Source organism: Sunxiuqinia indica (assembly GCF_009847015.1).
Taxonomy (GTDB): Bacteria; Bacteroidota; Bacteroidia; order Bacteroidales; family Prolixibacteraceae; genus Sunxiuqinia; species Sunxiuqinia indica.
Genome location: NZ_WVEM01000015.1, coordinates 43952 through 56576, shown reverse-complemented (window position 1 = coordinate 56576; position 12625 = coordinate 43952). Strand labels below are relative to the sequence as shown.

The window sequence follows — 12625 nt, the reverse complement described above, 5'->3', positions numbered from 1 at the left end:
CCAACCAACAGCGGCTTCCAAATTGGGGGCTTTTGTTCGTTGATAATAAATACCAAGCGGAAAACATATTTATTTATCACTGCAGTTGTTTAACACGATTCATTAACTTGTACAACCATAAGTGTCTGCAATTACCACCATAAAAAAATTAAACAATGCGAAAAGCTAAAACAGTAAGAATATTTACGGGAAACAAGGTCGACATATCCTATATTAAGGGAGAGCTCGAAAAACAAGGAATACCATCCGTTATTCAAGATGATTTTAATTCTGGTGCAATAGCGGGCTTTTCAGGAGGAATTCCCTCTGCAATCGACCTTTACATTCAGGAGGAAAATCTGGCACAAGCAAGCTCAATCATTAAAGACCTAACACAGAACTCGTAGAAGATAGTTTAAATACTACTTTTTGCTTTTCTACAGCAGTTGGGAATTGTCTTTATCCCCCAGGGGCAAGGCCCGATCCTCAAGGTACTTCTTGTTTTCCCCAAGGGGCGCGACATGATCCCCGAGGTAACTGGAGCAATCCCTTTGGGGCGCAAGCTTATCCCCGAGGTAACTGGAGCAATTCCCTTGGGGCGCAAGCTTATCCCCAAGGTAACTGGAGCAATTCCCTTGGGGCGCAAGCTTATCCCCAAGGGGCGTGCGACAAATCACAAGGGGAAAAGGATCATCCCCAAGGGGCGAGAGCTTATCCCCAAGGTACGCGTGGCAAGTACCGCGTCAATTATCTCTCGGTTTTGTATCTTTGCTTCTCCTGAAACTCATGTTTATGCCAATTTCAAAATACCAGCTGGAGGCAACTAATATCAATCTGAAAATTGACGGTGAAGCCATTCTGGAAAACGTTAATTTCCGATTAAATCCCGGAGAATCACTCACAATCACGGGGGCTTCCGGAAGTGGAAAAACCACACTGGGTCGGATATTAGCCGGCATTCGAAAACCGACTTCCGGAGAACTTTTTCTTGGTGGAATTGAGAACCGTCTTATGGTTGATCAGCAAGACCACTTCATTGCTTATTCGGGTCGCCGAAGTATGCACCACGGGCAGCGCTACGAAAGCTCAGGGATGGAAAGCGTTCCCACTCTTTTAAAATTCCTGGAGCGCAGCCTGGCGCAAAAACCCAACCGACCGAGCATGCAAGAACTAACAGGTATGCTGAGTGAATTGGAGATTTCACATCTGGCAAACAGCAAGATTCTTGAACTGAGTAATGGCGAACGCAAACGAACCCAACTGGCTTTGGCTCTTCTAAAAAAGCCGGATTTACTGGTACTCGATCAACCTTTTGTGGGCTTGGATTTTCTCTCGCGCAAAAAATTAGCAATACTACTTGATGAAAAAATCGATGCCAAAACGTGCCTGATTATTATCACCGATCCCCAAACGATTCCCGAAAATTCAAGCTATGTGTTAGAATTGGATCAAGGGAGAATCACACAACTTACGCAACGCAATAAGTACATTCCCAAAATCGATCATTCACCTCAACTCCGGCATGAAATTGACCTAGGGCTCCTTTCATTGCTTCCGACTAAGAACGAAGTTTCGAACGATGTTATTTCCATGAAAAACCTCCAGGTCGAACTCAATGGAAAATCGATTCTCAAAAACATCAACTGGCAAGTTAAGAACGGAGAACAATGGGCATTACTGGGGCCCAATGGAGCCGGCAAAAGTACTTTACTAAGCTTGATAACAGCCGACAATCCACAAGGCTACAACAATCATCTCATTTTATTCGACCGCCAGCGGGGAAGTGGTGAAAGCATTTGGGACATCAAAAAACGAATTGGCTTTGTTTCTCCCGAGCTGCATCTTTACTTTCTGCGAGGCGCGGGCATCTACAACACCATCCCGGGACTTTCAAACCCGAACACCACCATCCACAGCTCTCTATCGTGTTTAGAGGTCATTCTTTCGGGCATAAATGACGAAGTTGGATTTACTTCTTCCCCAACCAGTCATCAGCTAAAAATGGGACAAACCTGGCTCAAAATACTAGGGCTGGAAAAATTACACAACCGTGCGTTTACCCACACTTCGCTCGGCGAACAGCGTGTTTTGCTACTAGCCAGAGCATTGGTAAAATTGCCGCAACTGCTTATTCTGGACGAACCGTGCCAAGGTCTGGATCAGCAGCAAACCGCCCGTTTCAACCACCTGCTAACGATCATCAGTCAACAGTTTCAACCAACTTTAATTTATGTCTCCCACCGAATAAATGAAATCCCTTCTACGGTTACCCACCTCCTGGAGCTTGAAAAAGGGAAAGTCAAAAATCAAGGCCCGTTTAATCAAGACAGTTTTCAATGGAATGCTTAAATTTGAGTCCACAACTGCTTTCAATTTGAATTTAAAATATGGAATTGAACCGAGAACAAACACAAGCTTTCCATCGCGCAGCAGCTCTTTGCAGCCGGGCCGAAAAATGTTCCAACGACATATTGGTAAAACTCAGCCAGTGGGGCGTAAATGAAGATGATGCCGAGTTAATCCTCGATCGGTTAATCGAAGAAAAGTACATCGATGATGAACGTTTTGCCCGTAGCTTCGTGCGCGACAAATTTCGGTTCAACAAATGGGGAAAAACGAAAATCGCTTATCAACTTCGAGCTAACCGGATCAATTCAACAACCGTTAGTGCAGCCATGGAAGAAATTGACGGCGATGATTACTGGGAGGCTTTGATTGACCTTGTTAAAGAAAAGAACAAAAACATAAAAGCCGCGAACCAATACGATCGAAAAGGCAAGTTGGTTCGTTTTGCCCAAAGCCGTGGATTTGAAATGGATTTGATTTATATGGCATTGGACGAAATTTTGAAATAACATCCCACTGAAGCAATTCGAATATATGGAAATTGTCCGGCTCCCATTAGGACTTGGGCGAACCGGAAAATCAGAAAAAGCCCAACTAAAAAAGCCTCAACTTACTACCTGAAAACCAATTCCGGTTTTATCACGTTTTATTAACAATCGGTTTCATAAGCACAATGAAAAACTTAATTTTAGGGGGCTGATTTATTCAGTGGAAAAGATAGTTGGAGAACGACAAAACAGATTGAAAATGATTCCTTTTACTCACTTACACGTACACTCGCAATATTCAATTTTAGACGGAGCCGCCAGCGTTAAAGGGCTTGTTGCAAAAGCAAAGGGCGACGGCATGAAAGCCCTGGCCTTAACCGACCATGGAATGATGTTCGGAATAAAAGAGTTTTACGACGCTTGCAAACGCGAAGGAATCAAACCAATTTTGGGATGCGAAACCTATGTGGCCAACAGAGCAATAGAGTCGAAATCAGACAAAGTCGACCGCTCGGGTAATCACCTGATTTTGCTAGCCAAAAACATGAAAGGCTACCGCAACCTGGTGAAACTTATTTCCATAGCCAGCAACGAAGGATTCTACTACAAACCCCGTATCGATAAAAAGATACTCGAAAAACACAGCGAAGGAATCATCGTCTCTTCAGCCTGCCTTGGTGGCGAGGTTGCTCAGCATATCATGAAAAATGATCTTGAAGCTGCCGAAGAAACAATCAAATGGTTTAAATCAGTTTTTGGTGAAGATTATTATCTGGAATTGCAACGACACCAGTCAGATGACCCCGCACGTAACGAAGATGTATACAAAAACCAGGTGATTGTCAACAAGGAAATTATTGAGTTGGCAAAAAAGCACGATGTCAAACTGATTGCCACCAACGATGTCCATTTTATTAATGCTGAAGATGCCGATGCACACGACTTGCTCATTTGCCTGAATACCGGGAAAGATGTTGACGACCCCAACCGGATGCGATACACCAAGCAGGAGTGGTTTAAAACATCGGCCGAAATGAACCAGCTCTTTGGCGATGTACCAGAGTCGCTCACCAATACGCAGGAAATTGCCGATAAGGTTGAAGAATACGAACTCAACTCCTCGCCCATTATGCCGGAGTTCCCCATTCCTGAAGAGTTTGGAACGGAGGAAGATTATGCAAAAAAATATACCGAGGAAGCATTAAAAGAAGAATTTAAAGACGGAGCTTTTGAACGGCTGGGTGGTTTCAAAAGCGTACTCCGTATTAAACTGGAAGCTGACTATTTAAAGCATCTGGCTTACCAAGGAGCCCAGGAAGATTATCGCTATGGAAATCCAATCCCTGACGATGTTAAAGAACGGCTCGACTTCGAATTAGCCACCATTAAAACAATGGGATTTCCCGGTTACTTCTTGATCACGCAGGATTTTATTAACGCAGCACGCGAAATGGGAGTTTTAGTTGGTCCCGGGCGTGGTTCCGCCGCGGGAGCTGCAGTTTCGTACTGCGTTGGAATTACCAATATCGACCCAATCAAGCACGATTTGCTGTTTGAGCGTTTCCTAAACCCCGACCGGATTTCCATGCCCGATGTCGATATTGACTTTGATGATGATGGCCGACAACTCGTATTAGACTGGGTAACGGAAAAATATGGTCGCGATCGTGTGGCACACATTTGTACCTTCGGAACAATGGCCACAAAGTTAGCCATTCGCGATGTTGCCCGCGTGCTAAAGCTGCCACTTCCCGAGGCCGACCGTTTGGCCAAGCTGGTTCCCGAAGCTCCAAAAATGAGTTTTGTAAAAGCTTATAAGGAAAGTCCGGAATTGAAGAAAGAACGGAAATCGGATATTCCACTGGTGGCTGCCACCTTAAAATTTGCCGAAACGCTGGAAGGCTCTGTTCGCCAAACCGGCGTTCATGCCTGCGGAATTCTGATTGGTCGCGACCCATTGAACGAGCATATTCCTCTGATGCCCACCAAAGAAGAGGACTTGTACACAACCCAATACGATGGTCGTTATGTTGAAGATATCGGACTTCTGAAAATGGACTTTCTGGGCTTGAAAACACTCTCGATTATCAAGGAGACACTCGAAAACATTCGTCTTTCCAAGGGATTAGAAGTAGACATTGATGCAATTCCCGACGATGATGAAAAAACATTCCAGCTGTTTAGTCATGGAGACACGACTGCCATCTTCCAGTTTGAATCGCCCGGAATGAAAAAACACTTGCGCAACCTGAAACCCAACCGGTTTGAGGATCTGGTAGCCATGAACGCCCTATACCGCCCGGGACCAATGGAATACATTCCCGATTTTATTGACCGGAAACATGGCCGCAAAAAGGTAGAGTATGACCACCCAATGATGGAAAAATACCTGAAAGACACATACGGAATTACAGTTTTCCAGGAACAGGTGATGTTACTCTCGAGACACCTGGCCAACTTTACACGTGGTGATTCCGACTCGCTGCGTAAGGCAATGGGTAAAAAGATTATTGCCATGATGGACAAACTGAAAGTTAAGTTTATCGAGGGATGCAAGGCTAACCCTAAGTTTGTTGAAGGCTGCGAAGAAAAGGGCAAGGACCCCGAGGTAATTATCGAGAAAATATGGAAAGACTGGGAGGCCTTCGCTTCCTATGCATTCAACAAATCGCACTCGGTTTGCTATGCACACATTGCCTATCAAACAGGTTACCTGAAAGCACACTTCCCATCAGAGTTTATGGCAGCCAATATGAGCCGAAACCTGAGTAACATGATCGACATCACGAAACTGATGGGAGAATCGCAACGAATGGGAATCAACGTACTTGGACCGGATGTAAACGAAAGTTTCAACAAGTTCATGGTAAATAAGGAAGGTCACGTTCGCTTTGGAATGGCAGCCATCAAAGGTGTTGGTGCTGGCGCCGTGTCCGATATCGTGAAAGCCCGCAAAGACGGTTTATTTACTTCCATTTTCGATTTTGTTGAACGGGTTAATCTGCATACCGTCAATAAAAAAAACCTGGAAGGACTTGCCATGGCCGGAGCCTTTGATAGCTTTGGGCTGAAGCGCAGCCAGCTTTTCGCAAGCAACGAGGAAAACGAACCCTCTTTTATTGAACGAATAGTGAAATACGGGCAACAGATGCAACTGGAAAGCAACAATGCGCAACAATCGTTATTTGGCGAGGCAATGTCGGCGCAGGCGGTTAAAACACCTGACATACCCAATGTACAGGAGTGGCCAAAAATTGTGCTTCTGGAAAAAGAAAAAGCCTTGATCGGTATTTATCTTTCGGCACACCCGCTGGACGATTACAAATTGGAGATTGATAATTTCACCAGCAAGGAATTTGCACTGAAAGACCTCAACAACAACATTGAAACCCTTCAGGGAAGAGATATTACATTTGCCGGCATGGTTACTGAAAGCCGGGAAGCAGTTGGAAAAACGGGAAAGCCATACAGCACACTAACCCTGTCGGACTATACCGACTCCTATACCTTCTTCTTTTTTGGGAGAAACTATGTCGAGTTTTCAAAATACAGCAAAACCGGTCTCTTTCTAATGATAAAAGGACAGGTTCAACCTCGCTTTAACTCCGACCAGCTGGAATTTAAAATCCGAAGTATTGAGCTTCTTTCTGAAATAAGAAAGAATAACATCAAGACGGTTACTCTACAAGTTCCTCTTCAAGTGGTTACACCCAAATTAATCCAGGAAATTGAAAGCATCAGTATTAAAAATAAGGGAAAAGCTCTTTTGCGATTTAATATCTGGGATTCAGAAACAAAAAGTATGGTTAACCTGTTTTCAAGAAACACAAGGGTTGAAATGACTCGCGAATTGGAAAAGTTTTTCCGCGATCATAAAAATCTGAATTTTAAAATTAATTAGCTTTACGGCTTAAAATAGAATAATTACTCATAAAAATATTTGAATTATGGCACAAGAAGTAAATGATGCAAACTTTGAAGAAGTTGTACTTAAATCAGACAAACCGGTTTTAGTTGATTTTTGGGCTGAATGGTGCGGACCTTGTCGCATGGTAGCTCCTGTTGTTGAAGAATTGTCGCAAGATTATGAGGGAAAACTACTGGTTACCAAAGTAGACGTAGACAGCAACCCTGAAACCGCAACCAAGTTTGGCATCCGCAATATTCCAACCATCTTGTTTTTTAAAGATGGCGAAATAGTTGACAAACACGTTGGAGCAGCACCAAAATCGGCTTTAGCAACCAAAGTAGACGCACTACTGTAAGGAATATAGATTGAGAAAAGAATTATGGGCGCTCGTTGAGTGCCCATTTTTTTGTGTGGAGCCAGAAAAAAGGCAAAACAAAAACCGTCTCAAATCAGATTTGAGACGGTTTTTGTATGTATCTTAAATTTTACTGTTGCCTACAGCTTAACGCTTGTGACGAGGCTCGTCAGAAACAGTCAATTTCTTTCTTCCTTTTGCACGACGTAATTTTAATACTTTACGACCGCTGACAGAAGACATTCTTTCGCGAAAACCATGTTTATTTTTGCGCTTTCTGTTTGATGGTTGAAATGTCCTTTTCATTTGTCAATATTTTTATGTGTAATTCTACTCTTGTTTTATTTCGGACTGCAAAAATAATCCTTTTTTTATTCCATCCAAAATAGTTGATAACTATTTTCTTCTATTTGTTCCACAATCAATTCCACACATAGCGCTGTAAAGTTAGAAAGGCTCACAAGCTATCTGTTTTTCTTACTCAATAGAGCTGGATTTACGCCAAGCGGGAAACTGCTCGGCAGAATATCCGGGCGACCCCTCTTTGGAGATCTAGACTGGGCTCAAAAGCCAACGAAAGAAATGAACCGCTAGCGCAAAGGCAAATGAATCACCTTTTTAGTTTCAAAAAACTCTTCGTCAAATTGATCACTCAGATTATAAATCTGCACTGTTGACTTAAACGATTTTAGCTCTTCGTCAAAATCGCCTCCCTTGAGATATAGAATGCCATTTGCCAACGTGTTTTTTTGATTCACCGCAATCTTCTTTCGAACCAGCGATACAAATTTCGGAAAGGCGGTAACAGCACGGCTCACCACAAAATCAAATTGTCCGCTCACTTTCTCAGCCCTGTTTTGTTGAGCCTTCAAATTTTCTAGTCCCAAGGCTGAACTAACTTCTTCCACTACTTTTATTTTTTTGGCAATCGAATCGACCAAAAAGAAATTCGTTCTGGGGAATAATATGGCCAACGGAATCCCGGGAAATCCACCACCACATCCTACATCCATAACCGATGTTCCCGGAGCAAACTGAATGTATCGTGCTATTCCCAGCGAATGCAACACATGACGCTCGTATAATTGATCAATATCTTTACGCGATATCACATTAATTTTTTCATTCCACTCCTGATAAAGTGGCTCCAGCCGGCTAAATTGTTCAATTTGATGAGCTGTTAAATCAGGAAAATATTTTTTGATGATTTCCATAAAACTTCACGGTTTGGGCAAGAAATGAAATACGATCAGGACTCGTGATCGTCCATTTCGGTAGATTCAATCATTCTAAAAAGCATTTCCCGGGCACGAAACAATTGTGCTTTTACCGTACCAAGCGGCAGATCAAGTTCCTTGGCGATCTCTTCGTAAGAAAACTCCCGGAAGTACCTGAGCTCCACCAAGGTTCGGTAACGAGGCTTTAACTTATGAACGATGCGACGCAGCAAAATGGCTTTTTGAATGCGGATCAATTTTTCTTCCGGATCGGGATCTTTCGATTTCAACCTCACCGATTGCTCATTATCATTACCGTCCTGGCTATTCTCGATCGAGACGTGAACTCCTTTCTTTTTACGCAAAAAATCGATGCAATTGTTTGAGGCAATTTTAAAAAGCCACGTGCTAAATGCGTAACTCGGCGAATATTGATGAAGGTTTTTAAAAGCTTTTCCAAACGCTTCAATGGTTAAATCTTCTGCATCACTCTTATTATTAACCATTTTCAGCAACATGAAATAAATGGCATCTTTGTATTTACTCAGAAGCTTTGCAAATGCTTTTTCATCCCCTTTTAGTGCGGATTCAACCAAGGCAAAATCTTGTTGAGCCTTATCTGATAAATTGGGGTTCAATTCCATTTATTACTTTTAATCCTTTTATCGTATAAATAAATTTCGAAAGCCCTGACAAAATACAGAACCGGCCGAACATAAACGTATGCTAACGAAGATAAAAAGATTTTCCTTTCCCGCAAACGGGTAGTCATTCTTTTAATGATAAAAATCTGAAGACCGATTAGAACTGCCATGGGAGTTGACACAAATAACCAATTTGCAGGTTCAGTAACCAACATCCAAGTCAACGATATGATTAGGGTTAGCTTACCAAACTCCTCAACCCATTGAATAAGGCGCTTTCCAAATCCAACTTGCTGATTCAAACGAATTTTCTTTTTCAACAATCCAGAAAAATCCCCCTTTTGAAGAGTCGCATTTTCCCTGATAAAAGTTTCTGGTTCAATCGAAACAAGTACTTTCTTCTTAAACCGGTCGTTAAAAATGAGCTCCAGATTCCCAAAATGACAGTTCATTTTTCCGCGAAAACCCGACCGCTGAAAATAGACTGTCTTTTTAAAAAGAACGTTTGTATCATTAAAAAAGACGGGGATGCCTGCCAAAGAATAAGCTGCTGAATTTAAAAACGACAAGAAGCGTTCTATCCGAATCAGTTTATTGATAAATTTCTTCTGAGGAATGATGTTTGAATAGTTGATCAAAAATTCTGATTCGTCTGAAAGATCGTTCATCTTCTTAAGAAAGTTGGGGTCAATCTCTCCAAGCTCCGGACGCAACATAATCACCTGCTCCGAACTTGCTGCCTTCATGGCCAGGTTAATGGCCAGTTTTTCAGAAAAATTTGTTTCCTGATTGATCGAGGTAAATTTCAGTTTAGGATACTTCCTGGCCAACTGAGCTACTTTTTGAATGGTATTGTCTTCTGAGAAATCATCAACCAAAATAATTTCGAAATTAGAATAGTTTTGCTTCAGAAGCCGGGTTAACACCGCTTCAATTTGCTCCTCTTCGTTACGCACACACATACAAATGCTCATCGGCTTCTCAAGCAGCGTATCCGTAGTTCTTTTCTGAAACAGTAGCCTCAAATAGAAAAACAACAGAAAAAAGAGCTCAGTCAGAACAGAAAAAAAGAAAATAGCCGGAGCAATCCATTCCGCGCCCGTTCGGTCAAAGAAATCAAGAATCATATTTTGAGTTTGACAGCAAAAATAACAATCACACAGACTATATAAACATCATTTTTAAACTATTTTAACTCGTACAGAAAACAGGTATTCTCTGGCCGTTTAACTTTTATGCCTATCTTTGAGCACTCAAAAATTAGTGCATGGATTTTACGCTTCATCATCAAGCAGTTAACAGCAGCGCCCGGGCAGGAACACTGGAAACCGGACATGGGAAAATTGAAACTCCGATTTTTATGCCGGTCGGAACGGCTGGGTCTGTAAAAGGCATTCATGTAAAGGATTTACATGAAGATATTCAAGCCCAGATCATCCTTGGAAATACTTATCATTTGTATTTGCGCCCCGGAACTGCAATTATTGAAGAAGCGGGCGGCCTGCACAAATTTAACGGATGGAATGGCCCAATTTTAACCGACAGCGGTGGCTACCAGGTTTTTTCATTAGGCGATATTCGAAAATTGACGGAAGAAGGAGCAAAATTCCAGTCCCACATTGATGGCTCGCGTCATTTATTTACACCGGAAAGTGTCATTGACATTCAGCGAAAGATTGGAGCCGACATCATTATGGCTTTTGACGAATGCACACCCGGCGATGCAGAATATGATTACGCTAAAAAATCGTTGGAGCTCACCCAACGCTGGCTTGACCGTTGTGTAAACCAAATGGAAAAAACAAACCCGTTGTATGGACACGGCCAGTCGCTGTTTCCAATTGTGCAAGGAGCTGTTTATCCGGATTTGCGAGAAGCAGCGGCTAAATTTGTGACGAATATCCCAAGTGATGGATACGCTATTGGCGGCCTTTCGGTAGGTGAAACTGAAAAAGATATGTACGCCATGATTGAAGTGGTTACGCCAATTCTGCCAAAGGAAAAACCTCGTTACCTGATGGGAGTGGGAACCCCGATCAATATTTTACAAGCCATTGACCGCGGTATTGATATGTTTGACTGCGTAATGCCAACCAGAAACGGTCGTAACGGAATGCTTTTCACAAAGAACGGACTGATCAATATAAAAAACAGAAAATGGGCCGATGATTTCTCTCCGATTGACGCAGATGGAACTTCTTTTGTAGACACGCAATATTCGAAGGCTTTTTTACGTCATCTAATTGTTTCCAACGAAATGCTGGGATCTCAAATAGCCAGCCAACATAATTTGGCATTTTATTTATGGTTGGTAAAAGAAGCCCGAAAGCAAATATTGGCGAATACGTTTAAAGATTGGAAAGAAGAAATGGTACAAAAACTAGGAAACCGATTATAAATTCTCAGAAAATTAGTGGTGGATATGAAAATATCAGGACTAAAGACAATTGACTTCTATATTATTAAGAAATTTCTGGGAACGTTCTTTTACGCTATTGCACTCATCATTAGTATTGCAATGGTGTTTGACATTTCTGAAAACCTGGATGAATTTATCTCGAAAGATGCGCCTTTAAACGCGATCGTCTTTGATTATTACATGAACTTTATCCCATTTTTTGCCAACCTGTTTAGTTCACTTTTTACCTTTATTGCAGTTATTTATTTCACCTCCAAAATGGCATACAATTCAGAGATTATTGCCATCCTGAGTAGTGGGGTTTCCTATCGGCGGCTAATGCTTCCATACATGGTTGGGGCGTTTATTATCGCTCTGTTTTCGTATACACTTGGCAACTATATTATTCCTCCTTCAAACAAAAAGCGAATTGATTTTCGGAATACGTACATCGATTCGAACCGCAGCTATAACGAACGAAATATTCACCGCCAAATATCACCCGGAGTTTATATCTACATCAGCAGTTACAATACCTCGAGTGATGTCGGCCATCGGTTCACAATTGAGGAATTTGCAGAAGGAAAACTAAAATCAAAGCTACAGGCCGACTATGTCAAATGGGATCGGGAAGAAAAAAAATGGGTGATACACAATTACGTCATCCGCGATTTTGATGGATACGAAGAAACCTTAACAACGGGCACTAAAATGGACTCAACCCTTAATATGTCGCCGGAAGATTACCGGGTTGTGAAAAACATTGTTGAAACGATGACACTCCCCAAGCTGAATGAAGAAATAAAAGACATGAAGCTACGGGGAGTAAATACCCTTGAATTTGAGATTGAAAAACACAAGCGACTTTCCGGGCCATTCTCTGCTTTTATACTTACACTAATCGGAGCATCGCTGGCATCCAGAAAAGTAAAAGGAGGTATTGGATTTCATTTAGGATTGGGAATTTTACTCGTATTCACGTACATCATGTTTATGCAGATATCGACCGTTTTTGCTCTTTCGGGGGCCGTCTCCCCTCTTTTAGCAGCTTGGATTCCGAACATGATTTTTGGTGCGCTAGCCGCTTATTTATACAAAATGGGAAGCCGATAAATGAAACTTCAAACCATTCAATTAATTGTTCAAAACCAAATTACAAGCCACACGTAAGCCCAGAGGGTATAATGTTGTGAAATAATTCCTTGATGTGTGAAAAAGTTATAATTTTGACACTTCTTAAAAAGAAAAAAGTCAACTATTTTTCAAACTCCGGATTTTACCGGAGCAT

At 42.0% G+C, this 12625-nt stretch carries 11 protein-coding genes; 7 read left to right on the top strand and 4 right to left on the bottom strand.

Features of this window, described 5'->3' with window-relative positions:
* The first annotated feature begins 155 nt into the window (after positions 1 to 155).
* The 5 genes from GR929_RS18305 to trxA all read left to right on the top strand — a co-directional run bounded on the left by GR929_RS18305 (position 156) and on the right by trxA (position 7078).
* Positions 156 to 386, top strand: a complete 231-nt coding sequence (locus tag GR929_RS18305; protein ID WP_159522559.1) for a putative signal transducing protein — start codon at positions 156 to 158, stop codon at positions 384 to 386.
* A 385-nt stretch (positions 387 to 771) separates the two neighbouring features.
* On the top strand, positions 772 to 2328 hold the full coding sequence (locus GR929_RS18300; RefSeq protein ID WP_159522557.1) for an ATP-binding cassette domain-containing protein: 1557 nt from the start codon (positions 772 to 774) through the stop codon (positions 2326 to 2328).
* Positions 2329 to 2366: 38 nt separating this feature from the next.
* Positions 2367 to 2834, top strand: a complete 468-nt coding sequence (locus tag GR929_RS18295) for a regulatory protein RecX (protein WP_159522555.1) — start codon at positions 2367 to 2369, stop codon at positions 2832 to 2834.
* Between the two features lie 238 nt (positions 2835 to 3072).
* Complete coding sequence (gene dnaE, locus GR929_RS18290; protein WP_159522553.1) at positions 3073 to 6714, top strand: DNA polymerase III subunit alpha; 3642 nt, start codon at positions 3073 to 3075, stop codon at positions 6712 to 6714.
* A 46-nt stretch (positions 6715 to 6760) separates the two neighbouring features.
* Complete coding sequence (trxA, locus tag GR929_RS18285; protein ID WP_159522551.1) at positions 6761 to 7078, top strand: thioredoxin; 318 nt, start codon at positions 6761 to 6763, stop codon at positions 7076 to 7078.
* Positions 7079 to 7225: 147 nt separating this feature from the next.
* On the opposite strand, the gene rpmH is transcribed toward trxA, so the two are convergent.
* The 4 genes from rpmH to GR929_RS18265 form a co-directional block, all read right to left on the bottom strand.
* Positions 7226 to 7384, bottom strand: a complete 159-nt coding sequence (rpmH, locus tag GR929_RS18280) for a 50S ribosomal protein L34 (RefSeq protein ID WP_159522549.1) — start codon at positions 7382 to 7384, stop codon at positions 7226 to 7228.
* Between the two features lie 284 nt (positions 7385 to 7668).
* Complete coding sequence (gene rsmG, locus GR929_RS18275) at positions 7669 to 8292, bottom strand: 16S rRNA (guanine(527)-N(7))-methyltransferase RsmG (RefSeq protein ID WP_159522547.1); 624 nt, start codon at positions 8290 to 8292, stop codon at positions 7669 to 7671.
* A gap of 35 nt (positions 8293 to 8327) precedes the next feature.
* A complete protein-coding gene (locus GR929_RS18270) occupies positions 8328 to 8939 on the bottom strand; it encodes an RNA polymerase sigma factor (protein ID WP_159522545.1) in 612 nt (203 codons plus the stop codon).
* On the bottom strand, positions 8930 to 10066 hold the full coding sequence (locus GR929_RS18265; RefSeq protein WP_159522543.1) for a glycosyltransferase: 1137 nt from the start codon (positions 10064 to 10066) through the stop codon (positions 8930 to 8932). The genes GR929_RS18270 and GR929_RS18265 overlap by 10 nt, the downstream gene beginning before the upstream one ends.
* A gap of 140 nt (positions 10067 to 10206) precedes the next feature.
* Between GR929_RS18265 and tgt the strand changes: the two genes are divergently transcribed.
* On the top strand, positions 10207 to 11337 hold the full coding sequence (gene tgt / locus GR929_RS18260) for a tRNA guanosine(34) transglycosylase Tgt (RefSeq protein ID WP_159522541.1): 1131 nt from the start codon (positions 10207 to 10209) through the stop codon (positions 11335 to 11337).
* A 24-nt stretch (positions 11338 to 11361) separates the two neighbouring features.
* On the top strand, positions 11362 to 12450 hold the full coding sequence (locus GR929_RS18255; protein WP_159522539.1) for an LptF/LptG family permease: 1089 nt from the start codon (positions 11362 to 11364) through the stop codon (positions 12448 to 12450).
* Positions 12451 to 12625 lie beyond the last annotated feature (175 nt).

Coding starts and splice junctions, on each gene's coding strand:
- GR929_RS18295 (WP_159522555.1), top strand. CDS start 2,367: ATGGAATTGAACCGAGAACAAACACAAGCTTTCCATCGCGCAGCAGCT.
- trxA (WP_159522551.1), top strand. CDS start 6,761: ATGGCACAAGAAGTAAATGATGCAAACTTTGAAGAAGTTGTACTTAAA.
- GR929_RS18255 (WP_159522539.1), top strand. CDS start 11,362: ATGAAAATATCAGGACTAAAGACAATTGACTTCTATATTATTAAGAAA.
- rpmH (WP_159522549.1), bottom strand. CDS start 7,384: ATGAAAAGGACATTTCAACCATCAAACAGAAAGCGCAAAAATAAACAT.
- tgt (WP_159522541.1), top strand. CDS start 10,207: ATGGATTTTACGCTTCATCATCAAGCAGTTAACAGCAGCGCCCGGGCA.
- GR929_RS18265 (WP_159522543.1), bottom strand. CDS start 10,066: ATGATTCTTGATTTCTTTGACCGAACGGGCGCGGAATGGATTGCTCCG.
- GR929_RS18300 (WP_159522557.1), top strand. CDS start 772: ATGCCAATTTCAAAATACCAGCTGGAGGCAACTAATATCAATCTGAAA.
- dnaE (WP_159522553.1), top strand. CDS start 3,073: ATGATTCCTTTTACTCACTTACACGTACACTCGCAATATTCAATTTTA.
- GR929_RS18305 (WP_159522559.1), top strand. CDS start 156: ATGCGAAAAGCTAAAACAGTAAGAATATTTACGGGAAACAAGGTCGAC.
- GR929_RS18270 (WP_159522545.1), bottom strand. CDS start 8,939: ATGGAATTGAACCCCAATTTATCAGATAAGGCTCAACAAGATTTTGCC.
- rsmG (WP_159522547.1), bottom strand. CDS start 8,292: ATGGAAATCATCAAAAAATATTTTCCTGATTTAACAGCTCATCAAATT.